Genomic DNA, 24,277 nt, shown 5'->3' on the forward strand with positions numbered 1-24,277 from the left:
CGACCCTCGGCTACGACGTCACCCTCACCCCCAGAACCGCGTGAAAGGTCACCATCCCTTTCCAAGTAGATCCACCACCGCAGGGAGTCGGGTCTGCAGAACCCACTCTCCGGAGGACGTGGGTCTCGATACGCCCCTCCGGGGCTACTCGACCAGCATGAGGCGCGGCACAGGCCGAGCTCCGGCACGCGGATCTCCCTCGGGCACGCGGGAACGGGCGAAGCCCGCGAGCCGGAGGTGATTACGCGAGCCGGAGGCGACGGACCCCGTTCGACAGCCGCGCCGGGGCCTCAGGCCGTCAGGCCGAGCGCGTCCATCCGGCGGGTGTGCGAGGCGATGAGCTCGGTGAAGACCGGCTCGATCCGGGACTCGTCGGAGTCGGGGTTGCCCGAGCCCATCAGCGCCGAGCGCGCGACGAGCAGCGTGTCGCCCACCAGCCGGCGCCCCCAGACCGCGAGCCGGGAGCCGAGGCGCTCGTCCGCGGCGATCTCGCGGCGGAGGATCGCGACCAGTCCGTCGACGCCGGTGTCGGCGCCCAGCGTCTGCGCCATCCGCGGGCCGACGTCGTTCGGCAGCCCGCCGGTGAGCCGGATGAAGAAGTCGTCGAGCAGCCCGGCGGTGATGTACGCCGACAGCAGCGTCTCGTGCAGGTCGGCGCCGCGGGTGAGGTGCTCGAAGGTGTCGATGGCCGGCCGGAACGGCGCCATCGCCTCGCTCGGCTCGACGTCGCGCCGGCGCAGCTCGGCCACGACCGCGTGGTGCTTCGCGAGCGCGGTGCCGGCGGCGGCCGAGATCGCCTCCTTGTCGGCGAGGTCGTCCGTGCCCGCCACCCCGCGGGCCAGCGCCTCGAAGACGGCGAGCTGGAGGTAGGCCACCTGGCCGAGGTAGGGCAGCAGCTGGGGGCTCAGGTCGGCCAGATCGACGCGATCGCGCTTGCTCGTCGACTCTCCGCGCGGGGTCAGTCGGGGGGCTTCGCCGAGCGGACGTCGACGTCGGAACCAGGCTGCCATCCGATCAGTGTAGAGCGCGCGCCGCCCGCGGTTCCGGGCCCGAGGACCCCCGTGGCGGTAGACTCGCCGGGATGTCACCGGCGCTGGATCGGTGACCCTGCGCCCGAGTCGTACAGGGGCGTGGACCGTTCGACACGACAGGCGCTTCACTCCGTGACTTTCTCCGACCTCAACATCGACGACGACATCGTCGCCGCACTCGCCGCCAAGGGCATCCTCGAGCCGTTCCCCATCCAGGAGCAGACCATCCCGCTGGCCCTGCAGAAGCAGGACATCATCGGGCAGGCCAAGACCGGCACCGGCAAGACCTTCGGCTTCGGCCTCCCCCTCATCCAGGCCCTCGGCAACGACCCCGAGCCCGGCGTCAAGGCGCTGATCGTGGTGCCGACCCGTGAGCTGGCCGTGCAGGTCACCGAGGACATCGAGCTCGCCGCCTCGAACCGGCCGACCAAGATCGTCTCGATCTACGGCGGCAAGGCCTACGAGGGTCAGATCGAGCAGCTCAAGGCCGGCGCGCAGATCGTCGTCGGCACCCCGGGCCGCCTGCTCGACCTCGCCGGTCAGCGTCTGCTCTCGCTCGCGAGCGTGCAGACGATGGTCCTCGACGAGGCCGACAAGATGCTCGACCTCGGCTTCCTCTCCGACATCGAGAAGCTCTTCGCGCAGACCCCGGCCACCCGCCACACGATGCTCTTCTCGGCGACGATGCCCGGCGCGATCGTCGCCCTCGCCCGCCGCTTCATGAACAAGCCGATCCACATCCGCGCGACGGACCCCGACGAGGGCATCACGCAGGCGAACATCAAGCACATCGTCTACCGGGCGCACTCGCTCGACAAGGACGAGGTCATCGCCCGCATCCTGCAGGCCGAGGGCCGCGGCAAGACCGTCATCTTCACCCGCACCAAGCGCGCGGCCGCCCGCATCGTCGAGGAGCTCAACGACCGGGGCTTCAACGCCGCCGCCGTGCACGGCGACCTCAACCAGGAGCAGCGCGAGCGCGCGATGGCCGCGTTCAAGGCCGGCAAGAAGGACATCCTGATCGCGACCGACGTCGCCGCCCGCGGCATCGACGTCAACGACGTCACCCACGTGATCAACCACACGATCCCGGACGACGACCAGACCTACCTGCACCGCGTCGGCCGCACCGGCCGCGCCGGCAAGACCGGCATCGCCGTCACCTTCGTCGACTGGGAGGACCTGCACAAGTGGGCCCTCATCAACCGCGCGCTCGAGTTCGGCCAGCCCGACCCGGTCGAGACCTACTCCTCGTCGCCGCACCTCTACGAGGACCTGGCGATCCCCGTCGGGACGAAGGGCCGGCTGAAGCCGACCCCGATCCCCGCCGAGGCGAAGGCGGACGCCCGCCCCGAGCGCGCTCCCCGTCAGCGCGAGCCGCGGGAGCCGCGCGAGGGCGGCCGCGAGCCGCGCCGCCGCAGCCGCGGTGACGCCGCCGAGACCGCTCCCGCCGCCACCGAGGGCGAGCCGGTGCAGACCGGCCAGGCCCCCTCGAGCGAGAGCAAGGAGCACCACGACGGCAACAGCGAGCCCCGCCGCCGCACCCGCCAGCGCCGCCGCAGCCCCCGCCCGGACGGCTCGGCGTAGGTCTCAGCGGCCGCGGATCTCGATACGCCCGCTCCGCGGGCTACTCGATCAGCATGGAAGACCGCTCCGCGGGCTGCTCGATCGGCAGGAGAAGCATGCTGGTCGAGCAGCTCCGCAGGAGCGTATCGAGACCCGGCCTTCAGGAGCGCCGGCTTCTGACGCCGGTGGATCTCGATACGCCCGCTCCGCGGGCTACTCGATCAGCGTGCGGGACCGCTCCGCGGGCTGCTCGATCGGCGTGAGAAGCATGCTGGTCGAGTAGCCGCGCAGCGGCGTATCGAGACCCACCCCGCCGTGCCGACGGCGCGGCTCAGCCCGCCCGCGCCGCCCCGCGGATCGCGTCGACGGTCGCGCGCTCCGTCGTGTTCTCGCCGAGCCGGTTCGGCTTGCCGGTGCCGTGGTAGTCGCTCGACCCTGTGGTGACGAGGGAGTACCGCGAGGCCAGCTCGCGCAGTCGCCGCTTGCCCGCGGCGGTGTTCTCCCGGTGCTCGACCTCGAGGCCGAAGAGCCCCGCGTCGACCAGCTCCGGCAGCATCGACTCGATCGCGATGCCGCGGGTGCTCGTGGCGGGGTGCGCGATCACGGGCACGCCGCCCGCGGCCCGCACGAGCCGCACGGCCTCGACCGGATCCGGAGCGTAGTGCGGCTGGAAGTAGCCCCCGCGCCAGTCGAGGATCCCCGCGAAGGCCGCCGAGCGGTCGGTCGCGAGCCCGCGGGCGACCAGGGCGTCGGCGATGTGCGGGCGCCCGATCGTGGTGCCGGGGCTGGTCTGCGCCAGCACGTCGTCCCAGGTGAGGTCGTAGTCGGCCGCGATCGCCGCGACGATGGCCTGCGCGCGGTGCGAGCGCTCCGAGCGGATCCGCGAGGTCTCGGCCACGAGGCCGGGGTCCTCCGGATCGGGGAGGTACGCGAGCACGTGCACGCTCGCCCAGCCGACCCTCGAGGAGAGCTCCATCCCGGGCAGCAGATCGATGCCCGCCTCCTCGGCCGCGGCGATCGCCGCTGCCCAGCCGCGGGTGGTGTCGTGGTCGGTCAGCGCGACGCCGCCGAGACCTGCCGAGGTGGCCGCGCGGACGAGCACCTCGGGCGGCTCGGTGCCGTCGGAGACGAGCGAATGGGTGTGGAGGTCGTACCCGCCTCCGGGGACATGCATCCGGCCATCGTAGACGCGCGTCCTGCGGACTCCCCGGGACCGATGCCCTAGCCTGGGCCGGGATGGGGACACGACTGGTCAAGTTCGCGGTGGCGCTCGCAGTGGCGATCGTGCTGCTGGTGGTCGCGGCACCCGGCTTCTTCGGCCTCGCCGGTCAGACGCCCTTCGCGCAGCTGGTCTCGTTCCGCGCCGCCACCGCCCTGGCCGCGGTCGCCGGAGCCGTCGTCCTCGTCGTCGTCGCGGTGCTCGTCGAGCCCGTGCGCCGGCTCGCCCTCGTCCTCGGCGCCCTCGGCGTCGCCCTCGCGCTCGTGCTCGGCGGCCTGCAGGCGGTCCGCGGCAACGACTCCGCCCCGCCCCGCGCGCACCGCCTCGGCGATCTGCGCGTCCTGAGCTGGAACCTCCTGCACGACGGCGTCCCCGCGGAGACGGTCGCCGCGCTCGCGAACGCGAACGCCGCCGACGCGGTCGCGCTGCTCGAGGTGTCCCAGGAGCGCGCCCAGCAGGTCGTCGACGTGCTCGCCGCCGCCGGCCGGCCGATGACCCTCCATCTCGTCGCGGGCTCCGGTCCCAGCGACGGCACCGCCCTCCTCCTCTCTCCCACCCTCGGCGGCTACTCGGTCGACGCCGCGAGCACGCCGACCGCGACCAGCGCGTCCCTCGTGGCCCGCCCCGACACCCCGGACCGCCCGGTGATCGCCGCCGTGCACACCACCGCTCCGCTGCCCGCTCAGGCGACCGAGTGGCGCAGCGACCTGGCCAGGCTCGCCGACCTCTGCACCGCCGAGGAGGACCTCGTCGTCCTGGGCGACCTCAACTCCACGCTCGACCACTGGTCGGCTCTCCCCGGCGACTCCGACCTCGGCGGCTGCGCGGACGCCGGCCGGCTCGCGAACGCCGCGGCGGTCGGCAGCTGGCCGACGAGCCTCCCGCCGGCCCTCGCCGCCCCGATCGACCACGTGCTGTTCTCCGGTCGCTGGGACGTCTCCGGCTTCGACGTGCTCAACGACCAGGACGACGCCGGCAGCGACCACCGCCCGGTGATCGCGCAGCTCTCGGTCCGCGGGATGGTCAAGGAGTCGTCCTGACCGCTGCCCCGGCCGCCTGACCCTGCCCCCGGTCGCCGTGTCAGGCGCAGGGAGGAGAATGGCGGCATGACGAACACGGACGAGCAGACCACCACCGCCGCACCGGAGACCGTCGCCGCCGCCCCCGCGCCGCGCGCGACCACGAACCGCTCCACGACCCCCGGCTCCGACCGGTTCCGCGACTTCATCGCGTCCGGCTGGGCCGAGCGCGAGGACGCTCTCCCCGAGCCGCGCGAGCAGGCCGTCTTCGCCGCGCGCCGCCGCGAGCGCCTCTCGGCCCTGCACACCGGCGTCCGGCTGATCGTGCCGGCCGGGCGGCTGAAGCAGCGCGCCAACGACACCGACTACCCCTTCCGCGCGCACTCCGCCTTCACCTGGCTGACCGGCTGGGGCTCGGACTCGGAGCCCGGCGCCGTCCTGGTGCTCGAGCCCGCGGGCGAGGGCCACACCGCGACGCTCTACTTCCGCGAGCGGGCGGGCCGCGACTCCGACGAGTTCTACGCGAACTCCGAGATCGGCGAGTTCTGGATCGGCCCCCGGCCCTCCCTCGCGCAGGTCGCAGCCGACCTCGGACTCGAGACCCGCGGCATCGCGGAGCTCGACGCCGTCCTGGACGCCGGCGAGGCGCCGGTCGCGGTCCTCCGCGAGGCGGACCCCGTGGTCACCGCGCGCGTGAACGCGCAGTCGCCCGGCGCGGAGACCCGGGCCAACGAGCGCGGCGACGCCCTCGAGCGCGACCTCTCCGAGCTGCGCCTGGTCAAGGACGAGTACGAGATCGCCGAGCTGCGCGCCGCCGTCGACGCCACCGCCCGCGGCTTCGAGGACGTCCTCGCCGACCTGCCCCGCATCGTCCGGCACGAGCGCGGCGAGCGCCTGATCGAGGGCGTCTTCAACGGCCGCGCCCGCGCCGACGGCAACGCGGTCGGCTACGACACCATCGCCGCCGCCGGCGCGCACGCCTGCATCCTGCACTGGACCCGCAACGACGGGCCGGTGCGCCCCGGCGACCTGGTGCTCCTCGACGCCGGCGTGGAGCAGGAGAGCTACTACACCGCCGACATCACCCGGACCTTCCCCGTCGACGGCCGCTACACCGAGGCGCAGCGCCGCGTGCACGAGACGGTGCGGGAGGCGGCCGACGCCGCGTTCGCGATCGTCCGGCCCGGCATCCGCTTCCGCGAGGTGCACGCCGCCGCCATGGCCGTGATCGCCCGGCGCACCGCGGAGTGGGGACTGCTGCCGGTGAGCGCCGAGGAGGCGCTCGAGGCCGACAACCAGCAGCACCGCCGCTACATGGTGCACGGCACCAGCCACCACCTGGGCCTCGACGTGCACGACTGCGCGAAGGCCCGCCGCGAGATGTACCTGGACGGGATCGTCGAGGCCGGCATGGTCTTCACGATCGAGCCGGGCCTCTACTTCCAGCCCGACGACCTCACCGTCCCCGAGGAGCTGCGCGGCATCGGCGTCCGGATCGAGGACGACGTCCTCGTGACCGCCGACGGCGCCGAGAATCTCTCGGCCGGCATCCCCCGCTCCGCCGACGACATCGAGGCGTGGATGGCGCGGCTCGCCGGCTGAGGCCCTACCCGGACGGCTCCGGGTCGGGTCCGGCGTCGCTCAGGCGGCGACGGCCTCGACCGGGTTCTGCCGGGCGACGGCGCGGGCGAGCCCCTCGAGCAGGACGGCGAGCTGCCCGGCCGGCGCCGCCGGGTCCTCCGGGTGCCACTGCACGCCGACGATCGGCGCTTCGCGGTGCTCGAGCGCCTCGACGACGCCGTCCTCCGCTCGGGCGACGACCCGGAGGCCCGGGGCGAGGGCGTCGACCGCCTGGTGGTGGGCGCTCTGCACGGCGAGCGCCTCCGCGCCGAAGAGGCCGCCGAGGGTCGAGTCCGCGGCGAGCACCACGTCGTGCCGGTGCATGCGCTCGTGCACCGGTGCGTCGGCGTTGAGGTGCCCGGCCTCCGGGCCGAGGTCCGGGACGAGCGTGCCGCCGAGGGCGACGTTGACGATCTGGAGTCCGCGGCAGATGCCGAGCAGCGGGGTGCGGCGGGTCAGCGCCCGGCGCACCAGGGCGATCTGGGCGGCGTCGGCCTGCTCCGCGTGCGGGCCCTCGCCGGCGTAGCCGCGGGCGACGCCGTAGCGCTCGGGGGCGATGTCCTCGCCGCCGGCCAGCACGATCGCGTCGGCGCCGAGCGTGCGCTCGAGCAGCCGCGCGGTGCCGAGGTCCTCCGCGGCGAAGCGCTCCGCCTCCCAGCCGAGCTCGCGGGCGAGGCCGAGGATGCGGCCGTTGAGCATCTGCACGTAGGCGTGGTACTCGTCGCGTCCGGGGCGCGCCGAGGCGACTTCGACGATGGCGAGCGTTCCTGGCATGCCTCCATCCTGGGCACGGGCGGGCAGCGGGTCGAGTCGCGACGACACGGTCGGTAACACAGGCCCCGTACGATCACGGAGTGACCTCGCCGCCCCCGTCCCTCCCCGAGCGGCTGCACCGATCCCGCGCCGATGTCTCCGTCCTCGCCGGCACCACCTCGGAGCGGCAGGTGCGTCCGCTCCGCGAGGCGATCGAGGCGGCCGGCGAGCGCGACGACGCCGCCGCGGCTGCGCTGCTCGACGCCGCCGAGGCGCAGACGGTGCTGCTCGAGCGCGCCGAGACCCAGCTGAGCGCGCTGGAGCGCTCGGTGCGCGACGACCTCGACCGCGCAGCCACCCTGACCGGCGTCCGGACCACCGCGCAGCTCGCCTCCGCCGCCGACGTCGCGACCGCCTGCGCCGCCGCGACCGGCCTGCTGCTCAGCGCCGACGACGCGCGCGCCTCGGACGTCCGCCACGACCCCTCCGCCGTGCTCGCCCTGCTGCTGGAGGCCGACGCCGCGCTGGACGCCGTGGTGGCGGGCTACCGCGAGCCGCGGGCGCAGGCCGAGCGGCAGCTGCTCCTGGTCGAGGGCGCGCGCACGGTCGCCCTGCTCGGGGCCGACGCGGTCGCCCTGCTGGCGGCCGTGCACGGCGAGCGGATCACCGCCGCGCCGCGCATCCTCGCCGAGGAGACCCGCGCCCAGCTGGACGCCGCCCTGCACCTCGCGGCGGCCGATCCCGCCGCAGCGCTCGAGCAGGCGAGGGCGGCCGACGACCGCGCCCGCTCCGCGCTGGACGAGGCGCTGCTCGACCTCGACGGTCCCGAGGCGCCGTCCGCGGATCCGCTCGCGGGCGTGCCCGGCGAGCTCCCCGCGGCCTGATCGGGCGGAGCCTCGGCCCCCGCGAGCCGCGTGCCATAGTGAGAGCCATGGCCTCCTTCCTCGTCGTCCCCCAGTGGCAGGGGTCCGCCTCGACGCGGGCCATGCGCCTCGTCGACGGAGCCGAGGCGATCCGCGGCGATCTGCCCTCCTCCGCCACGGTCGTCGTCGACGTCCCGCCGGAGGCGGGCGACGCGCAGGACACCGGAGTCCGCCGCTACGCGTCCGTCGCCGTGACCGCCGAGCGGGTCCGCGAGGCGCTGGCCGGCCGTCCCGGGCCGATCGTGACGATCGGCGGCGACTGCGGCGTGGAGTTCGCGGCGATCGGGCACGCGGTCCGCTCCTCCCCCGAGCCGGTCGCCCTGGTCTGGCTCGACGCGCACCCCGATGCGAACACCCCGGAGACCTCGCCGAGCGGCGCGTTCTGCGGCATGGTGCTCTCGGCCGTCCTCGGCCGCGGCGTCGGACTGCTCAGCGCGTCCGCCGCGGACCGGATCGCCGACGAGCACGTCGTGCTCGCGGGCGTCCGCGCCTCGGACCCGGGCGAGCTCGACGGACTGCTCGAGCGCGGCGCCACCCACCTCGGCGTCGACGCGCTCCATCCGGAGGCGCTCGTCGCCGCCGTCGAGGCGACCGGTGCCGGCTCGGTCTACGTGCACATCGACCTCGACGTCCTCGACCCCGCCGAGGTCGCCGGCCTCTTCGACCCCGTGCCATTCGGCGTCCCTGCCTCGCGGCTGGTCGAGTGCCTCGCCGCGCTGCGGGCCCGGTTCCCGCTCGCGGGCGCGGGCCTCACCTCCTTCGCGCCGTCCTCGCCGACCGCCGCGGTCGACGACCTGCCGACGATCCTCCGCCTGGTCGGCGCGACGACCCGCGGCGTCTGAGCACTCCGCGCCGTCCGAGCACCGGCCGGCACGTCGTCGGCCTGAGCGGCGACTCCGAATCGGCGCCCCGCCGCGACCCGGTGTCGGCGGCACCGGGCAAGATGGACGGACGCGACCCGAGCGGAGGACCGATGAGCGACGACCGGCGACGTGTGCGCACCGAACGGCGCGGGCACGTGCTCGAGATCGTCCTCGACCGGCCCGAGAAGCGGAACGCGGCCGACTTCCGGCTGCTGCGCGAGCTGGCCGCCGCCTACGGCGAGCTGGACCGCGATCCGGAGCTGCGCGCGGGCGTCGTCCTCGCCGAGGGCGCCCACTTCACGGCCGGCCTCGACCTCGCCGACATCGGCCCGCGGCTCGGCGGCGACGGCCTGGACTTCGTGCCGGAGGGCGGGCTCGACCCGTGGGCGATCCGCACCCGCCCGGTGGCCAAGCCCGTCGTGATCGGGCTGCAGGGCACCTGCCTCACCCTCGGCATCGAGCTGGCCCTCGCGAGCGACGTCGTCCTCGCCGAGGAGTCGACCCGCTTCGGGCAGATCGAGGTCGCGCGCGGCATCCTCCCCTTCGGCGGCGCCACGCTGCGCTTCCCGCGCGCGGCCGGCTGGGGCGACGCGATGCGCTGGATCCTCACCGGCGACGAGTTCGACGCCCGCGAGGCGCACCGGATCGGCCTGGTCCAGGAGGTGGTGCCCGACGGCGCCGTCGCCGAGGCGGCCCGAGCGATCGCCGAGCGGATCGCCGCGCAGGCTCCGCTCGCCGTGCAGGCGGCGCTCGCGAGCGCCCGCCTCGCCGTCGCCTCCTCCGACGCCGAGGCCGCCGCTGCTCTGCCCGCCGAGCTGGCGCGCCTCGCCGCGTCGGACGACGCGCGGATCGGCATGGAGGCCTTCCTCTCCCGCACCCGAGCGGAGTTCACCGGCCGATGAGCGAGCAGGCACCCGTGACCACGTCCGTCCCGACCACCACCGGCACCGCCGGTCCCGCGGCCCGGCAGCTGTCCGTCCTCGAGGCCCAGCGCGAGCGCGCCGCCCAGCAGCTCGAGGTCCGCCTGCGCTACGGCGACCAGGTCTGGGAGCTGCGCGAGGTCGACCACTTCGCCGTCTTCTCCCGACGCACGAGGGCGCGCCGGGCCGGGCGGGCGCTCGTCGCCTCCGGCTTCGAGATCGCGATCTCGCGCCTGCGGCTGCGCCTCGTGCTGGTCGCGAGCCACCACGCCGCGGTGGACGAGGAGGCGACGACCGCCTTCCTCCGCCAGGTGATCGAGGTCGTCGAGCGCGAGGGCGGCCGCTACGACGGCTGGCGGGCCGAGATCGTGCCCGCGCACTGAGGACGTCCTCCGGGCCGCACGGCGCCGGAGTCCAGGACAGAACGGGCGATCCGCCCCCGAGAACGATCCGGAGAGACTATGACCACGCCGAGCACCGACGCCGCCAGCGAGACCGCAGCGACCGACACCTTCGATCTGATCGTCATCGGCGCGGGGCCGGTCGGCGAGAACATCGCCGACCGCGCCGTGCAGGGCGGCCTCACCGCCGCGATTGTGGAGAGCGAGCTGGTCGGCGGCGAGTGCTCCTACTGGGCCTGCATGCCGTCCAAGGCGCTGCTGCGCGCGCCGATGGCGCTGCGGGCCGCCCGCGACCTCCCGGGAGCGGCGCAGGCCGTCACCGGCGGCGTCGACATCGCCGCGCTCCTGGCGCACCGCGACTCCGTCACCAGCGGCTTCGACGACCACGGCCAGGTCCAGTGGCTCGAGGGCGCCGGCATCGAGCTCGTCCGCGGCCACGGCCGCCTCAGCGGCGTCCGCGAGGTGAGCGTCACCGCCCCCGACGGCTCCGTCCGCGTCCTGCACGCCCGGAGCGCAGTCGCCGTCGCGACCGGCACCAGTGCCGTCGTCCCCGACATCCCGGGGCTGCGCGCCGCCTCGCCGTGGACCAGCCGCGAGGCGACCAGCGCCGAGATCGTCCCCGACCGCCTCGTCGTCATCGGCGGCGGCGTCGTGGCCTGCGAGATGGCGACGGCCTACGCCGGCATGGGCGCCACCGTGACCCTGCTCGCCCGGAGCGGGCTGCTCGCCCCGTTCGAGCCGTTCGCCGGCGAGCTGGTCGGCGACGCCCTCCGCGAGCTGGGCGTCGACGTGCGGATCGGCGGCTCCCCCGCGTCCGTCGAGCGCCGCGCCGACGGCACCGTCGCCGTGACCCTGGAGGGCGGCGACGTCGTCGAGGCCGACGAGATCCTCGCCGCCACCGGCCGCGCCCCGCAGACCCGCGACATCGGCCTCGAGATCGTCGGGCTCGAGCCGGGCGACTCTCTGAAGGTCGACGACACGATGCTCGTGCTCGGCGAGGACGGCTCCCCGGTCGGCTCCGGCTCGCCCTGGCTCTACGGAGTCGGCGACGTCAACCACCGCGCGCTGCTCACCCACCAGGGCAAGTACCAGGCCCGCGCCGCCGGCGACGTGATCGTCGCCCGCAGCACCGGCGGCGAGGTGAAGGACGCGCCCTGGGGCGCCCACGTCGCCACGGCCGACCACGAGGCCGTGCCGCAGGTCGTCTTCACCGACCCGGAGGTCGCCTCCGTCGGCCTCACCGCCGCCGCGGCCGAGAAGGCCGGCTACCGCACCCGGGTCGTCGACTACGAGATCGGCTCCGTCGCCGGCGCCTCGCTCGCCGCCGTCGGCTACAAGGGAACAGCCCGGATGGTCGTCGACGAGGACCGCAAGGTCCTGCTCGGCGTCACCTTCGTCGGCAAGGAGGTCGGCGAGCTCGTGCACTCCGCGACGATCGCCGTCGTCGGCGAGGTCCCCCTGTCCCGCCTCTGGCACGCGGTCCCCTCCTACCCGACGATCAGCGAGGTCTGGCTGCGCCTGCTCGAGACCTACGGGCGCGACAGCGCGTGAGCGCCCTGCGGCGCGCGGTCGCGGTCGTCGCCCTCGACCCGGCGATCACCCGGCCCGGCTACCTCTTCGCCTGCGCGGTCGGGCTGGCCTGGGGCGCGCTCTGGAGCACGGGCCCGATCGAGCGCCGCAACGGGCTCGTCGTCTTCACCGGCCTGCCCTCGTGGGCCTTCGGCCGCGGCGGCTCCTGCGTCGGCACGAGCTACCTGACGGACAGCAACGTCTCCGACCGCGTGCTCGAGCACGAGGCCGTGCACAAGGTGCAGTGGCGCACCTTCGGCATGTGGTTCCCGCTGATGTACTTCGTCGCCGGCCGCGACCCGCTGCGCAACCGCTTCGAGATCGAGGCCGGCCTCGAGAAGGGCGGCTACGTCCGTGGTCGCTGATCAGACGGGGCGCGTCGTCGTCCTCACCGGGGCGAGCTCCGGCATCGGACGGGTCGCCGCCGCCGCGCTGGCCTCGGCCGGCGCCCGCGTCGCCGTCGTCGGGAGGAACGCCGAGCGCACCCGAGCGGTCGCCGACGAGATCGGCGGCGACCCGTTCGTCACGGACTTCGACCGTCTCGACGACGTCCGCGACCTCGCCGCGGCGCTGCTCGCCCGCTACGACGGCATCGACGTGCTCGCGAACAACGCCGGCGGGCTCGTCTCGCACCGCGGCGAGACGGTCGACGGGCACGAGCGGACGATCCAGAGCAACCACCTGGCCCCGTTCCTGCTGACCCGCCTCCTGCTCCCCCGCCTGATCGAGACCGGGCGCGAGCGCCCCGGTGCCCGCGTGGTCTCCACCGCGAGCGCCGCCAACCGGATCGGGAGGCTCTCGCTCGACGACCTCGACCGCCGGCGCGGGCCGTGGCTGGGCGGCTGGCGCGCCTACGGCACCTCGAAGCTCGCCACGATCCTCTTCGTCCGCGAGCTGGCCGAGCGCCTGCTGCCGACCGCCGTCGACGCCTACTCGTTCCACCCGGGCGTCGTCGCGACCGGCTTCGGCGCCGATTCGCGGCTGATGTCGCTGCTGTCGCTGAGCGGGTCGCCGGGCATCTCCGCCGAGGCGGGCGCCGTCCCGCTGATCACGCTGGCGTCCGAGCCCGACGTCGGCGCGGCGAGCGGCAGCTACTTCGACGGACTCCGCGCCGTCGGCTCCGTGGCGGCGCAGGCCCGCGACCGTCAGCTCGGCCGCGACCTCTGGACACTCTCCAGCCGCCTGGTCGGCGTGCCCGCCGCACTCTGAGGGCGGAGGGGACTCGGCGCGAGGCTAGTTGGCCTCGGAGCGTCCCGTCCGCCAGTAGCCCATGAAGGCGACGCGCGTCCGGTCGACGCCGAGCTCGGTGACGAGGCAGCGGCGGATGAGCTTGATCGCGCCCGCCTCGCCGGCGATCCAGGCGTAGAGGCCGGGGTCGGTGCGCTCCGCGGGCACCTCCCAGAGGATCTCGCTGTCGACGTCGACGTCGGACACCTCGACCCCGCGGTGATGCGCCGTGAGGAAGCGGGTCGCCCAGCCGCGGACGGAGTCGCCGAGCTGCGCTCCCGGCGTCGTCCCGGTGCGCACGAGCCAGTGCACGCGGACTCCGGCGGGGTGCTGGAGCGGCAGGACGTCCGCCGCGCTCGGCACCTCGAGGAAGGCGGCCCCCGTCGCCGAGGCGGGGAGGCTCTCGAGGATCGCGCTGATCGCGGGGACCGCGGTCTCGTCGCCGGCCATCAGCAGCGTCGTCGCGGCACCCGGGTGCCACTCGACGCCACCGCCGGCCAGCTCCGAGCGGGTGTCGGGCGCGATGATGACGACCTGCGCGCCGACGCGGGCCGACTCGACCCAGGCGGAGGCGGGGCCGGTGTCGCCGTGTGCGACGAAGTCGACGTCGACCTCGGCCAGCTCGGGGCGGGTCGCGCGGATCGTGTAGGTGCGCAGCGGGTTCCGCAGCGCGTCCGGCAGCTCGCGCCAGCGGGTGTACCAGTCAGGAGCGAGGCCGTCCGGCCCCCTCTCGTCCGCGATCGAGGCCATGAAGTCGTGCGCGCTCGAGGTCGGCGTCGGCACGACCAGCTTGATCCTCTGGTCCGGGCCGGTGCAGCCGACCGAGCCGAGATCGTCACCCGTCAGCGTGATCCGGATGAAGTGCGGCGCGATCCGGGTCGCGCGGGCGACGGTCGCGAGGTACGGCCGGTAGGCCGGGCGGGCGGGGGCTTCGGTCAGCGGAGGCACCTGTCCAGTCTCACAGAGAAGGTAAGCCTTACCTAATCCTGAGTGGCTCTCAGCGAGCGGCGTGCTCCGCGGACACCCGCAGGCGGGCGTCGACATCTGCGGCGAGCTCCGCGACGACGGCGCCCTCTCCGCCGATCCAGGCGCAGAAGTCGTGCCGGTCGTCCGCCCACGGGTAGTCGCCGTCGACGACGGACATCTCGCCCATCCAGGCGCGCACCGCGCGGTCGAGCGCGACGCCGCGCGCACAGGCGAGACCGGTGCCGGGAGCGCCGGAGCGCTGCGAGCGGCCGAGCCAGGTGACGCAGACGCGGCCGGGCGCCGAGAGCGGCGGCAGGCCGCGGGCGTCGTCGACCTCGACGAAGACCTGGCCGCGGGCGTTCGCGGGGAGCGCGTCGAGCATGCTCTGGATCCAGGGCACGACGGTCTCGTCACCCGCAATCAGGAACTGCTTGACGTCGACCGGCTCCGAGCCGTCTCGTCCCTCGAACATGCACATCGGAAGTAAGTATAGGCATGCCTAACCTGACCGGCCAAGGGTGCGGAGCTGCCCGTTCGCCGGGTGTCGGCGGCGCCCGGCTCCCCGGGCCTCACCACTGCGGCGGGTGCCGCCGCTGCCAGCGCGCCCGGCGCTCCAGCTGCGCGCCGATCGACAGCAGCACCGCCTCACCGCCGGGGCGCCCGATCAGCTGGATCCCCATCGGCAGGCCGTCCGCCGTGACACTCAGCGGCAGCGCGATCGCGGGCAGGCCGCTCACGTTCACGAACGAGGTGTACGGCGTGTAGCGCACCTGCTGCTCGAAGTTGCGCTCCGGATCCTCGGCGTCGTACCAGCCGACCGGCCGCGGCGTCATCGTCATCGACGGCGTCAGGACCGCGTCGAACGGCGAGAAGGCGGCGATCACCGCGCGCTCATAGGCCGACAGCACCCCCGCCGCCTCCACGATCTCGCGGGCCGAGCGCTTCCGTCCCTCCCGCACCAGCCACTGCGTGAGCGGCTCCAGCAGTTCGAGCTCGTCGCCCGCGACGGGGAGCGTCGACGCCCCGCTCTGCCAGAGCAGCCGGAACGCGTCGGGGTAGGCGGCGGACGGCGGCAGCACCGCGTCGTCGAGTCCGTGGCCGAGCGCCGACAGGGCGGCGATCCCCTCGTCCAGAGCGGCGCGCGCCTCCGGAGCGAGCCCGATGTCGTACTCCTCGTCCCACGGCGAGGCCGTCAGCACGCCGATCTGGAACCGGCCCTCCCCGCGCACGGCGGCACCGAGGAAGGAGCCGTCGCCGTCCCCCGGCGCTGTCAGCGCCGTGCGCTGCGGGACGACGCCGTTGCGACGCTCGAGCATCCCCTCCAGCAGCATCCCGGCGTCCGCCACCGAGCGCGTCAGCGGACCGGCGACGACGAGGCCGCCCACTCCCCCCACTCCGGACAGCGCCGGCACCCGGCCGCGGGAGGGCTTGAGACCGACCAGACCGCAGGCGGCGGCGGGGATGCGGATCGAGCCGCCGCCGTCGGAGCCCGGCGCGAACGGGAGCAGACCCGCCGCGACCGCGCTCGCCGCGCCGCCGCTGGACCCGCCCGCGCCGCGCGAGGTGTCCCAGGGCGTGACCGTCGGCGGCCCGACGAGGTTCTCGGTGTAGGAGGGCATGCCGAACTCGGGCGCAGCCGTCTTGCCGAGGCTGATCGCCCCCGCCGCGTCGAGCACCTGGACGATCTCGTCGGAGGCGTCGGGGACGAACGACTCGCGCAGCCGCGAGCCGAAGGTGGTCCGGACGCCGGCCCGGCGCCAGAGGTCCTTGTCGCCGCTCGGCAGCCCCCAGAGCAGCGCGGTGCGCGGCACGGAGTCGATCGCGGCCGCCCGGGCCCGCGCCGCGTCCGCGGTCACGGTGGTGAAGGCGCCGAGCTCCCCGTTCCAGCGCTCGATCCGGGCGAGGTAGTGCTCGGTCAGCTCGAGCGGGGTGATCTCGCCGCGCTGCAGCCAGTCCCACTGCTCCTGGGCGCTGAGGTGATGGAGTTCGAACATGGAACGACCCTATTCCGCCGCCTCGGTGCCGCTCTGGGAGCGCCGAGGTCGGGCGGAACAGGGTCGTGGGGTCGTGCGGGCCTACGCGGCGCGGCGGCCGATCTCGCGGACGCCGTCGTCGGTGCCGAACCGGCTGCCCGGGGTGATGACCGTGTCGCGGTCGACCCGCGCGCCGGTCGCGACGACGGCCGAGCCGCCGATCCGCGAGTAGCTGCCGATGCGGGCACCGGGGCCGATGATGGCCTCCGGGCCGACGTGGACGTTCGCGCCGATGAAGGCGCTGTGCCCGATCATCGCGTCGCGGTCGACCCAGCTGCCGGCGCCGATCCACGCCCGCTCCCCGACGGTGGCGCCGGGTTCGACGTAGGCGCCGGTCTCGACGTACGCCGACGCGGAGACGCGCGATCCCGGAGCGACCATGCCGCGTCCGTTCGCGTGACGGCGGTAGACGATCTCCTCGTCGGCGCCGCGCACTCCCCGTCCCTTGCTCATTCCTGTTCCTGCCATCTGCCTCGAGCTCCTCCGAGCGATCCGATGGGCGAGGCACTCGGGCCCCACCCCGCTATCGAGGACAACAGCGCGCGGGGGTCGTGCATTCCCCGTGCGGGGGGCACTCAGGCTCGGGGCTCGACGACGTCCGCGACGGCGGTGACCACGGTGCGGAAGCGCTCCGGCGCGTCCCGGATCCGGCGTCGGGCCAGCACCCCCGCAAGTGCGGACGAGGCTCCCGACGCGACCAGCTCGCACTCGACCCGCGAGCCCTCCTCGTCCGCCAGCACCCGCCACTGCTCGAGGCCGACGACCGGCAGCCGCCGCTCGAGCCCGTCCGCCGAGCGCGCGAACGCCGGCCCGTCGTCGGCGGCGAGCACGTCGGCGAGCGCGGCGAGCACCACGGCGGGCTCGGCGTGCAGGATCGAGGCGAGGGCGAGAAGGCTGCGCATCGCGGCAGTCTCCCACGCCGGACCGGCCCCCCCTTCTGCTCGAGCGGCCTCGGCCCATGCTGGTCGAGCAGCCCCGACTCATGCTGGTCGAGCACCCCTGCAGGGCACTCCATGCTGGTCGAGTAGCCCCGGAGGGGCGTATCGAGACCCGCGGCCAGTCGCCGTCAGGAGCGCTCGTCGAGCACGCGCCGCAGCCAGTCGAACGAGGCCTTCGGCACGCGGTCGCGGCTGCGGGAGTCCAGCGCCACCAGCCCGTGCGGCCGGGTGTAGCCGTGCTGCCACTCGAAGGCGTCCACCAGCGTCCACAGCTGAACGGCCTCCAGCGGCAGGCCCTCGTGCACGGCCTCGGCGAGCGCCCCGAGGTGCGCGCCGATCCAGCGGATCCGCTCCGTGTCGACGATCGCGCCCTGCCGGTCCGGCAGATCCGGATAGCTCGCGCCGAGCTCCGTCAGCACCAGCGGCGGCAGCGCGTCGCCGTAGCGCTCGACGAGGCTCCGCAGCACCGCCACCGGCGCCCACGGCGCGAACGGCGAGCCGTCACCGGTCCGGTCGAGCTCCGGCCACGGGCGGGCGTGGAACGGCAGAGCGGGCGGAGCACCCGGCCCGGTCGGCAGCGCCGGGTCGCGTCCGGCGGCGATCCGCTGCGGGGCCAGCGGCGCGACCCCGTAGAAGTCGAGCGGGGCACTGATGCGGGCGAGATCCACCGGATCGACCCCCGCGAGCGGGGCGAGGAACGGCGGCAGCTCCTCCGGCCCCGACGGATAGACGCCGGTGAGCACGGCGTCGGCGACGAGCCGGTTCTGCAGGACGTCGGCGAGCGCCGCCCACGCGCCGTCCCGCTCCGACTCGCTCGCCGGCTCGACCACGGCCTGCGCGTCGACGAGCCCGATGCGCCCGGCGAGGTCGGCGGAGCGGAGCGCCTCGACCGCGACCGCGTGCCCGAGCAGCTGGTGGTGCAGCGCGGGCAGCGCGCTGAACAACCGCCCCGCGCCCGGCGCCTGGTTCTTCAGCGCGTAGCCCTCGAGGAACACGGTCGACGGCTGATCCAGGGTGATCCAGTCCGCCACCCGGTCGCCGAGCCGCGAGCCGATCTCGAAGGCGACGTCGCCGAAGCGGAAGGCCGTGTCGCGGTTCATCCAGCCCCCGCTGAGCGCGGAGGGGGTGTCGCGGTGCTGCAGGGTGAGCGCGATCCGCAGCCCGGCTCCGGCGAGCTCGTCGAGGAGGCGGTCGTAGAAGCCGAGGCCGCCGCGGTCGATCGGTCCGCGGCCGTCCGGCTGCAGCCGGGTCCAGGAGATCGAGAGCCGCAGCTCGTCGACGCCGAGGTCGACGAGCAGGGCGAGGTCCTCGCGCCAGCGCAGGACGAAGTCGGTGGCGAACTCGGGCGTCGCCTCCTCGGCGATCGTGCCGCGCCGCAGGGCGAAGTCGTCCCAGACGGAGCGGCCGCGACCGCCGGCCTCGAGCGAGCCCTCCGTCTGGAAGGCGCTCTGCGCGAGTCCGATCCGCAGTCCCGGAGGCAGCAGCCGCCCGAGCTCCCGCGGGTCGTCGAAGCGCGCGGTCTCGGCGCGCACCTGCTGCCGATCGCGTCCGCGTGCTGCGTCCTCGCTCATCTTTCCTCCGACTCGTCGATGGGTATATTGTCGCGGAAGCGCTCTCCCGCTCCGACCAGCCGCTCCCCCGGGCGGAGGAGGCCGATCCGCCCTTCGGTGTACATCCGGCAACGGGGGCGCGCCGCGCTTGACACCACCCGTGCGCCCCCGTGCAATGGACGCACCGTGATTCCGAGTGTCGCCGCGTCTGTTCCGGGGGGTTCCGCGACGAGGGGTCCGTCGGCCGTGCCGACGGGTCGCCTCCGCCGCTCCCCCCGTTCGTCGCGCCGCCGTCCGGCCGCCCTCCTGCTCGTGCTGCTCGTCGCGCTGGGCGCCGCCGCCGGCCTGACCGCGCCGAGCGCGCTGGCCGCCGCACCCCTCACGATCACCTCCCCGGCCTCCGGCACCGTGCTGCCGAGCGGCGCGGTCACCGCGACCGGCACCGGCACGGCCGGCGATCAGATCCAGATCGGCCTCACCGGCAGCAGCGAGCCGCTCTGCATCACCACCGTCGAGGCCGACGACACCTGGAGCTGCCTGCTCGACCTCGACGACGGCCGGATCCGCCTGACGGCGGTCGAGCTCCTCGCCGCGGGCGGCACCACCTCGGCCCGCACCGAGGTCGCCGTGCTCAGCGCTCCCGTCATCGAGTCGGTCGACGGCTCGGCGACGTCCGCCGGATCGGTGAGCGGCACCGCCTACCCGGGAGCGAGCGTCGCCGTCACCTCCGACGGCGGCGCCTCCTGCCTCGCCACCGCCGACGGCGCGGGCCGCTGGTTTTGCCAGCTCGCGCCCACCCCCGCCCCCGGCAGCTACCGGGTGACCGCGACCCAGTCCGCCTCCTTCGCCGGGAGCACGGTCTCGCCCGCGAGCGCTGCGGTCTCGCTCGTCGTGGACACCGCAGCTCCGGTCGCGCCGGTCCTCGCTTCCCCCGGCCCGGGCGCCGCGCTGCCGCTCACCGGCGCCGTCTACTCGGGCACCGCCACCGAGGGCACGCGGGTCTACGTCTACGTCGACCTCGTCAACACCTGCGACGCGCCGATCACCGGCGGTGCCTGGAGCTGCACCGGCGGCACGGTGACGGCCGGAGCGCACCGCGTGTCGGCGATCGCCGGCGACGCTGCCGGCAACTACAGCTCGCGCAGCCCGTGGATCGACGCCACCTTCTCGGCGGCGACCACGACGCCCTCCGCCACTCCCTCGGCGACAGCTCCCGGCACGAGCACGGCGACCCCCGGCGGCGGCACGCCGACCACCGCACCCGGCTCGCCGACCGCGCGGCCGACGACGCCGGGAAGCACCGCGACGCCCTCCCCGGCGCGCCCGGGCCAGACGGCGCCCGCGCCCGAGGCGGCCCCGTCCGACGGCGCCACCGCTGCACCGGCGCCGGGAGCCGCTCCGAGCGACCCGCCCCCCACCGCTCCCGCTCCCGCTCCCGCCGACGGCGGCTCCGCGCCCGGTGGCTGGAGCGCGGCCACCGGGATGACCACGGCGCTCTCCTCCGGCGCTCCGATCGGCACGATGGCCGACTGGATGCGCTCGCTCGCGCTGGCGGTCGCCTCCCTCGCCCTGCTCGTCGTCCCCGCCCGCCTGGCCGTCGCCGGCCGGGTGCCGCGCGAGCCGCGCACCTGGCGCCTGACCGGCCGCAACCGCGCGAGCGTGGAGTACGACGACAGGCCGGACCCCGCGCCCGTCTCCGCGCGGACGATGGTGGTCGGCATGATCGGCTGCGCAGCCGGCCTCGTGCTGCTCTCCGGCCGGATCGACGGGCAGCCCGCGTACCTCCGTCTGCTGATCGCGGTGATCGTCGCGGTCGCCCTGGTCAACGCCGTCGCCGCAGGGGTCCCCGCCCTGGTCGGGCGCCGGCTCGGCCTGCCGGGCATCCGCATCGTCGCCTCGCCCCGCGCACTGCTGCTGGTGGCCGGCGCCGCACTGCTCTCGCGGTTCGCGGGCCTCGACCCGGCCTTCCTCTTCGGAGTGGTGATCGGGCTCGTCCTGCCCGAGGGCGCCTCGGCCGTGGCGCGCGCCAAGCTCGCGACCGTGCGGATCGTCTCCCTGCTCGGCCTCGCCGCCGTCGCCTGGGGAGCCTCCGCGGCCGTCCCCGCCGACGGCTCCTTCGCCGCCGTCCTCACCACCGAGATCCTCAGCGCGACGACGCTGCTCTCGGTCGGCTCGAGCGTCGTGCTGCTCTTCCCGGTCGGCCGGCCGGCCGGGCAGAGCATCCTGCGCTGGTCGCCCGTGCTCTGGCTCGGGCTGACGCTGCTGGCGAGCACCGTCCTCTTCCTGCTCCTCACGCCGACGATCGCCGCCTGGGCGACCGACGGCGGCGGCGGGCCGGCGCTCTTCGCCGTGATCGCCTTCACGGCCGTCTGCACGTCGATCTGGGCCTGGCGGCGCTTCGTCGACGTCGGCGAGTAGCGCCGGGGCGGTATCGAGCCCGGTGGCCCGGGTGCGGGCTCAGCCGATCGCGGCGAGCTCGCGCACGTCGTCGTCCGGCAGCACGTCGACCACGGCGCCGACGGTCATGTCGGTCAGCGTCGCGATGCCGTCGTAGACGCTGAGGAACGCCGTGTCCGCCGCGTCGCGGCCGGTGGCGATCCGCACCAGGCTCGAGCGCGGCGCCAGCGTGGTCGCGTCGACCACCCGCCAGGAGCCCTCGATCCAGGCCTCGGCGACCGCGTGGAAGTCCATCGGCGCGAGCCCCGGCGCGTAGACCGCGACGAGCCGGGCCGGCACGTCGAGCGCACGCAGCAGCGCGACCACGAGGTGGGCGAAGTCGCGGCAGACCCCGCGGCGGGCGAGCAGCGTCCGCTCCGCACCGTCGGTGGGGAGGCTCGAGCCGGTCACGTAGGCGAGCCGGGTGCCGACCCAGGAGCTGACCGAGGCGAGCAGGGCGGCGCCCTCGAGGCCCGCGAACTCGGCACGCGCGGTCGCCCACAGGATGTCCGACTCGGCGTAGCGGCTCGGCCGCAGGTAGCGCAGGCGGTCGACCTCCTCGCCGGGCAGCGGCTCCAGCACACCGTCGACGCTCGCGGTGTAGTCGACGACGAGGCGTCCGACGCCCGCCTCGAGGACGTGCAGGCGGGTGCCGTGCTGGTCGAGCACCTCGCGGGCGGCGACCTCGCGCCCGTCCAGCTCGAGGGACAGCCGCTCCGGAGCGCCGTAGGCCTCTGCGACCGCGATCGAGAAGACGAGCGTCGCGGGTCGCGCGACGTCGAGGGTCAGCCGGGCGGAGACGTCGCGCTTCACGCGCCCTGCTCGCCCTTCGGCGGCGGGGTGGGAGCGGCGTCCGGCTCCTGCACGAGCTGCAGCCCGCCGGAGGAGTTCGCGGAGACCGTCAGCAGGTCGATCCAGGTGCGGTTGATCGACGGCACCCGGCCGCCGAAGTACTTGAAGTAGAGCGGGACCGACGGGTCGAGCCAGATGCTGGAGCGGCCGTCGCCGACCGCCGGGTCGTCGCGCCAGGAGAAGAAGAAGCTCTCGCGGCGGCGCAGCTTGTTGGCGATGACGATCTGGACGTGCGTGAGCGTGCGGTCGTCGAACTCGATCTCGACACCCGAGGCTCCGTAGAGCAGCTTCCCCATGGAGGCCTCCCGACCACCCGTCGCCGGGTGATGCATGACAGTGCCCGAGGGCACGAGAAGAAGGAGACGCCACGAGGCGCCACCGGGACGCCCGCCCCCGGGACGGCGGCGCGAGCGCTCCGTCCGGGCGAGGACCGCCCGGCGACGACTCTATGCGAGGGCGGGCGCCGGCGTAGCGATTGACAGGAACGGACACGGCCCGATGGCCCGGATCGGAACTCTCGCACTCCCGCGCGACTCACCGTCCGCGCATCGCGGCGATGTCGGAGGTCGGACGTACGGTACCCGCATGATCGAATGCGGAAGCTGCGGAACCGATGCCGTCGTCCTGGACCGCTCCGGCGGCGAGGACCCCGAGGGTCTGAGCTCTGAGGAGCTCGTCGTCCTCTGCGCCGAGTGCGCCCCCGGCGAGATCACCGCCGCCCTCGAGGCGGCCCTGCTCGACGAAGCGAGCCTCGAAGGGGCGCTACCGGCTGCGGCGCTCGAGAAGGCCGCGCACGCACGCGCGGCGTAACAGCCGCGGAGAGAGTGCCCCCACTGGGACTCGAACCCAGACTGAGACGATTTTAAGTCGTCTGCCTCTGCCGATTGGGCTATGGGGGCGACCACCGGGCGGCGTGATCACTCACACGCCGCCCGAGGGTGCTGTCAGGCCTTGGCGGGCTCGCCGCCCACGGTCACCGGCGCGCCGGCCGGGCCGGGGGTGCCGGCCGGAGCCGACTCGGCGGCCGGAGCGGCCGGACGGGGGCGCGACGCGTAGGTCTCGAAGGAGCCGCGCGGGTACTCGCGGGCCTCGATCGAGGCGATGTCGCGGCCGAGCCAGAGGTTGTTCCACCAGCCCCAGACCACGCGGAACTTGCGCTCCCACGAGGGCATGGCGAGCCCGTGGTAGCCGCGGTGCATGACCCAGGCCGGGAAGCCCTTGATCGCGATCTTGCCGGACTGGAAGACGCCGATGCCGATGCCGAGACCGGCGACCGCTCCCGCGTTCTTGTGGAAGTAGTCCTTGGGCGCCTCGCCGCGGAGGACCGCGATGATGTTGGTCGCCATGAGCTTGCCCTGGCGGACGGCGTGCTGGGCGTTCGGCACGCAGAAGCCGCCGACGCCGCCACCGGTGAGGTCGGGGACGGCCGACACGTCGCCGGCGCCCCAGGCACCCTCGACGATGACGTCGTCGTGGCCCACGCGGAGGTCGGCGCGCACGCGCAGACGGCCGCGCTCCTCGATCGGGAGGTCGGAGTTCTTGATCGACGGGTTCGCCATGACGCCGGCGGTCCAGATGATCAGGTCGGACTCGAAGGTCTCGCCCGTCGACAGCTCGATGACGCCGCCCTCGGCGGACTTCAGCTGCGTGTCGAGGTGCACGGTGGCGCCGCGCTGGTCGAGGTTCTTCAGGACCCAGTGGCTCGTCTCGAGCGCGACCTCGGGCATGATCCGCCCCATCGCCTCGACGAGGTGGAACTTGGTCTCCTCGAAGTCGATCTCGGGGTAGCGCTTGAGCAGCGCGCTCGCGAAGGAGCGCAGCTCGGCGAAGACCTCGATGCCGGCGAAGCCGCCGCCGACGACCGTGACCGTCAGCAGGCGCGAGCGCTCGGGGCCGGCCGGCAGGGTCGCGGCCTTGTCGAAGTTGGTGAGGATGCGGTCGCGGATCGCGGTCGCCTCCTCGATCGTCTTGAGGCCGATCGCGTTGTCGGCGACGCCCGGGATCGGGAAGGTGCGCGAGACGGAGCCCGCGGTGACGACGATCTGGTCGTAGACGAACTCGTAGGGCTCGCCGACCGTGGGGGTGATCGTCGCGGTCTTGGACGCGTGGTCGATCTTGGTGACCTTCGCGGCGAGGATCGCGGTCTTCTTGAGGTGGCGGCGCAGCGAGACGATCGCGTGGCGCGGCTCGATGGAGCCGGCGGCGACCTCGGGGAGGAAGGGCAGGTACGCCATGTAGGGCAGCGGGTCGACGATCGTGACCTCGGCCTCGTTGGCGCGGAGGTACTTCTCCAGCTTCCACGCGGTGTAGAAGCCGGCGTAGCCGCCTCCGACGATCAGGATTTTGGGCACGGTGAACACTCCAGAGGGATGGACAATGCGAACACCCTGC

The 24,277-nt window shown here is 74.6% G+C and carries 24 protein-coding genes and 1 tRNA gene; 12 read left to right on the forward strand and 13 right to left on the reverse strand.

The annotated features are described in order from the left end of the window. Nucleotides 1–290: 290 nt before the first annotated feature. Nucleotides 291–1,010 (reverse strand): ferritin-like fold-containing protein, encoded by a 720-nt coding sequence (locus MT351_RS11135; protein WP_123447589.1) that lies wholly within the window; start codon nt 1,008–1,010, stop codon nt 291–293. A gap of 153 nt (nt 1,011–1,163) precedes the next feature. On the opposite strand from MT351_RS11135, the gene MT351_RS11140 reads away from it, so the two are divergent. Then, the gene (locus MT351_RS11140) at nt 1,164–2,618 is read left to right on the forward strand and encodes a DEAD/DEAH box helicase (RefSeq protein ID WP_243582201.1); all 1,455 of its coding nucleotides are present in this window, start codon (nt 1,164–1,166) and stop codon (nt 2,616–2,618) included. Nucleotides 2,619–2,928: 310 nt separating this feature from the next. On the opposite strand, the gene MT351_RS11145 is transcribed toward MT351_RS11140, so the two are convergent. Then, nucleotides 2,929–3,771, reverse strand: a complete 843-nt coding sequence (locus MT351_RS11145) for a PHP domain-containing protein (RefSeq protein WP_243582202.1) — start codon at nt 3,769–3,771, stop codon at nt 2,929–2,931. Between the two features lie 62 nt (nt 3,772–3,833). Between MT351_RS11145 and MT351_RS11150 the strand changes: the two genes are divergently transcribed. Both MT351_RS11150 and MT351_RS11155 read left to right on the forward strand, forming a co-directional pair. Continuing rightward, on the forward strand, nt 3,834–4,856 hold the full coding sequence (locus tag MT351_RS11150; protein ID WP_243582203.1) for an endonuclease/exonuclease/phosphatase family protein: 1,023 nt from the start codon (nt 3,834–3,836) through the stop codon (nt 4,854–4,856). Nucleotides 4,857–4,922: 66 nt separating this feature from the next. Further along, the gene (locus MT351_RS11155; RefSeq protein ID WP_132437746.1) at nt 4,923–6,437 is read left to right on the forward strand and encodes an aminopeptidase P family protein; all 1,515 of its coding nucleotides are present in this window, start codon (nt 4,923–4,925) and stop codon (nt 6,435–6,437) included. Nucleotides 6,438–6,476: 39 nt separating this feature from the next. Here MT351_RS11155 and MT351_RS11160 read toward each other — a convergent pair whose 3' ends face one another. Further along, a complete protein-coding gene (locus MT351_RS11160; protein ID WP_132437745.1) occupies nt 6,477–7,229 on the reverse strand; it encodes a gamma-glutamyl-gamma-aminobutyrate hydrolase family protein in 753 nt (250 codons plus the stop codon). 80 nt (nt 7,230–7,309) lie between these two features. On the opposite strand from MT351_RS11160, the gene MT351_RS11165 reads away from it, so the two are divergent. The 7 genes from MT351_RS11165 to MT351_RS11195 all read left to right on the forward strand — a co-directional run bounded on the left by MT351_RS11165 (nt 7,310) and on the right by MT351_RS11195 (nt 13,093). Beyond that, complete coding sequence (locus MT351_RS11165; protein WP_207901799.1) at nt 7,310–8,092, forward strand: hypothetical protein; 783 nt, start codon at nt 7,310–7,312, stop codon at nt 8,090–8,092. Nucleotides 8,093–8,139: 47 nt separating this feature from the next. Then, nucleotides 8,140–8,973, forward strand: coding sequence for an arginase family protein (locus tag MT351_RS11170; RefSeq protein ID WP_207901801.1), 834 nt, complete (start codon nt 8,140–8,142; stop codon nt 8,971–8,973). A gap of 131 nt (nt 8,974–9,104) precedes the next feature. Continuing rightward, complete coding sequence (locus MT351_RS11175) at nt 9,105–9,896, forward strand: crotonase/enoyl-CoA hydratase family protein (RefSeq protein ID WP_243582204.1); 792 nt, start codon at nt 9,105–9,107, stop codon at nt 9,894–9,896. A 14-nt stretch (nt 9,897–9,910) separates the two neighbouring features. Further along, nucleotides 9,911–10,297, forward strand: a complete 387-nt coding sequence (locus MT351_RS11180; RefSeq protein ID WP_243582205.1) for a ribonuclease E inhibitor RraB — start codon at nt 9,911–9,913, stop codon at nt 10,295–10,297. Between the two features lie 78 nt (nt 10,298–10,375). Further along, entirely contained in the window at nt 10,376–11,866 is a 1,491-nt protein-coding gene (locus MT351_RS11185) for an NAD(P)/FAD-dependent oxidoreductase (RefSeq protein WP_243582206.1), read from the forward strand. Beyond that, a complete protein-coding gene (locus MT351_RS11190) occupies nt 11,863–12,249 on the forward strand; it encodes a Fe-S oxidoreductase (protein WP_123447600.1) in 387 nt (128 codons plus the stop codon). Before MT351_RS11185 ends, MT351_RS11190 begins: the two co-directional genes overlap by 4 nt. After that, nucleotides 12,239–13,093 carry an SDR family NAD(P)-dependent oxidoreductase gene (locus MT351_RS11195; RefSeq protein WP_243582207.1) on the forward strand — a complete coding sequence of 285 codons (855 nt, stop codon included), beginning with the start codon at nt 12,239–12,241 and terminating at the stop codon, nt 13,091–13,093. The genes MT351_RS11190 and MT351_RS11195 overlap by 11 nt, the downstream gene beginning before the upstream one ends. A 24-nt stretch (nt 13,094–13,117) precedes the next feature. Here the strand turns inward: MT351_RS11195 and MT351_RS11200 are convergent, their stop codons facing one another. The 6 genes from MT351_RS11200 to MT351_RS11225 all read right to left on the reverse strand — a co-directional run bounded on the left by MT351_RS11200 (nt 13,118) and on the right by MT351_RS11225 (nt 18,619). Beyond that, the gene (locus MT351_RS11200; protein ID WP_243582208.1) at nt 13,118–14,059 is read right to left on the reverse strand and encodes a siderophore-interacting protein; all 942 of its coding nucleotides are present in this window, start codon (nt 14,057–14,059) and stop codon (nt 13,118–13,120) included. Between the two features lie 49 nt (nt 14,060–14,108). After that, nucleotides 14,109–14,549: an SIP domain-containing protein gene (locus tag MT351_RS11205; RefSeq protein ID WP_159422291.1), complete on the reverse strand. Its 441-nt coding sequence runs from the start codon at nt 14,547–14,549 to the stop codon at nt 14,109–14,111. Nucleotides 14,550–14,646: 97 nt separating this feature from the next. After that, nucleotides 14,647–16,071, reverse strand: a complete 1,425-nt coding sequence (locus tag MT351_RS11210; RefSeq protein ID WP_243582209.1) for an amidase — start codon at nt 16,069–16,071, stop codon at nt 14,647–14,649. An 81-nt stretch (nt 16,072–16,152) separates the two neighbouring features. Further along, on the reverse strand, nt 16,153–16,563 hold the full coding sequence (locus MT351_RS11215; RefSeq protein WP_133963110.1) for a transferase: 411 nt from the start codon (nt 16,561–16,563) through the stop codon (nt 16,153–16,155). A 122-nt stretch (nt 16,564–16,685) separates the two neighbouring features. Then, a complete protein-coding gene (locus MT351_RS11220; protein ID WP_123737710.1) occupies nt 16,686–17,012 on the reverse strand; it encodes a hypothetical protein in 327 nt (108 codons plus the stop codon). A gap of 164 nt (nt 17,013–17,176) precedes the next feature. Further along, nucleotides 17,177–18,619, reverse strand: coding sequence for a glycoside hydrolase family 1 protein (locus MT351_RS11225; protein WP_166674141.1), 1,443 nt, complete (start codon nt 18,617–18,619; stop codon nt 17,177–17,179). Nucleotides 18,620–18,844: 225 nt separating this feature from the next. On the opposite strand from MT351_RS11225, the gene MT351_RS11230 reads away from it, so the two are divergent. Further along, complete coding sequence (locus MT351_RS11230) at nt 18,845–21,016, forward strand: hypothetical protein (protein ID WP_243582210.1); 2,172 nt, start codon at nt 18,845–18,847, stop codon at nt 21,014–21,016. A 39-nt stretch (nt 21,017–21,055) separates the two neighbouring features. On the opposite strand, the gene MT351_RS11235 is transcribed toward MT351_RS11230, so the two are convergent. Beyond that, on the reverse strand, nt 21,056–21,847 hold the full coding sequence (locus MT351_RS11235; protein ID WP_123447608.1) for a transglutaminase family protein: 792 nt from the start codon (nt 21,845–21,847) through the stop codon (nt 21,056–21,058). Continuing rightward, complete coding sequence (locus tag MT351_RS11240; RefSeq protein WP_068211888.1) at nt 21,844–22,182, reverse strand: ATP-dependent DNA ligase; 339 nt, start codon at nt 22,180–22,182, stop codon at nt 21,844–21,846. Before MT351_RS11240 ends, MT351_RS11235 begins: the two co-directional genes overlap by 4 nt. A 289-nt stretch (nt 22,183–22,471) precedes the next feature. Between MT351_RS11240 and MT351_RS11245 the strand changes: the two genes are divergently transcribed. Then, complete coding sequence (locus MT351_RS11245) at nt 22,472–22,696, forward strand: hypothetical protein (protein WP_123737713.1); 225 nt, start codon at nt 22,472–22,474, stop codon at nt 22,694–22,696. A gap of 15 nt (nt 22,697–22,711) precedes the next feature. Here MT351_RS11245 and MT351_RS11250 read toward each other — a convergent pair. Further along, nucleotides 22,712–22,785 (reverse strand) — tRNA-Leu (locus MT351_RS11250). A gap of 45 nt (nt 22,786–22,830) precedes the next feature. Next, a complete protein-coding gene (locus MT351_RS11255; RefSeq protein ID WP_123705592.1) occupies nt 22,831–24,237 on the reverse strand; it encodes an NAD(P)/FAD-dependent oxidoreductase in 1,407 nt (468 codons plus the stop codon). Nucleotides 24,238–24,277: the final 40 nt, after the last annotated feature.

The sequence above is a fragment of the Rathayibacter sp. VKM Ac-2926 genome, assembly GCF_022815565.1.
GTDB lineage: Bacteria > Actinomycetota > Actinomycetes > Actinomycetales > Microbacteriaceae > Rathayibacter > Rathayibacter festucae.

Excerpts from the sequence above, each read along its gene's own strand:
- MT351_RS11245 (WP_123737713.1), top strand. The coding sequence starts at position 22,472 with ATGATCGAATGCGGAAGCTGCGGAACCGATGCCGTCGTCCTGGACCGC.
- MT351_RS11155 (WP_132437746.1), top strand. The coding sequence starts at position 4,923 with ATGACGAACACGGACGAGCAGACCACCACCGCCGCACCGGAGACCGTC.
- MT351_RS11170 (WP_207901801.1), top strand. The coding sequence starts at position 8,140 with ATGGCCTCCTTCCTCGTCGTCCCCCAGTGGCAGGGGTCCGCCTCGACG.
- MT351_RS11185 (WP_243582206.1), top strand. The coding sequence starts at position 10,376 with ATGACCACGCCGAGCACCGACGCCGCCAGCGAGACCGCAGCGACCGAC.
- MT351_RS11145 (WP_243582202.1), bottom strand. The coding sequence starts at position 3,771 with ATGCATGTCCCCGGAGGCGGGTACGACCTCCACACCCATTCGCTCGTC.
- MT351_RS11205 (WP_159422291.1), bottom strand. The coding sequence starts at position 14,549 with ATGTTCGAGGGACGAGACGGCTCGGAGCCGGTCGACGTCAAGCAGTTC.
- MT351_RS11135 (WP_123447589.1), bottom strand. The coding sequence starts at position 1,010 with ATGGCAGCCTGGTTCCGACGTCGACGTCCGCTCGGCGAAGCCCCCCGA.
- MT351_RS11210 (WP_243582209.1), bottom strand. The coding sequence starts at position 16,071 with ATGTTCGAACTCCATCACCTCAGCGCCCAGGAGCAGTGGGACTGGCTG.
- MT351_RS11240 (WP_068211888.1), bottom strand. The coding sequence starts at position 22,182 with ATGGGGAAGCTGCTCTACGGAGCCTCGGGTGTCGAGATCGAGTTCGAC.
- MT351_RS11215 (WP_133963110.1), bottom strand. The coding sequence starts at position 16,563 with ATGAGCAAGGGACGGGGAGTGCGCGGCGCCGACGAGGAGATCGTCTAC.
- MT351_RS11175 (WP_243582204.1), top strand. The coding sequence starts at position 9,105 with ATGAGCGACGACCGGCGACGTGTGCGCACCGAACGGCGCGGGCACGTG.
- MT351_RS11220 (WP_123737710.1), bottom strand. The coding sequence starts at position 17,012 with ATGCGCAGCCTTCTCGCCCTCGCCTCGATCCTGCACGCCGAGCCCGCC.
- MT351_RS11150 (WP_243582203.1), top strand. The coding sequence starts at position 3,834 with ATGGGGACACGACTGGTCAAGTTCGCGGTGGCGCTCGCAGTGGCGATC.
- MT351_RS11160 (WP_132437745.1), bottom strand. The coding sequence starts at position 7,229 with ATGCCAGGAACGCTCGCCATCGTCGAAGTCGCCTCGGCGCGCCCCGGA.
- MT351_RS11225 (WP_166674141.1), bottom strand. The coding sequence starts at position 18,619 with ATGAGCGAGGACGCAGCACGCGGACGCGATCGGCAGCAGGTGCGCGCC.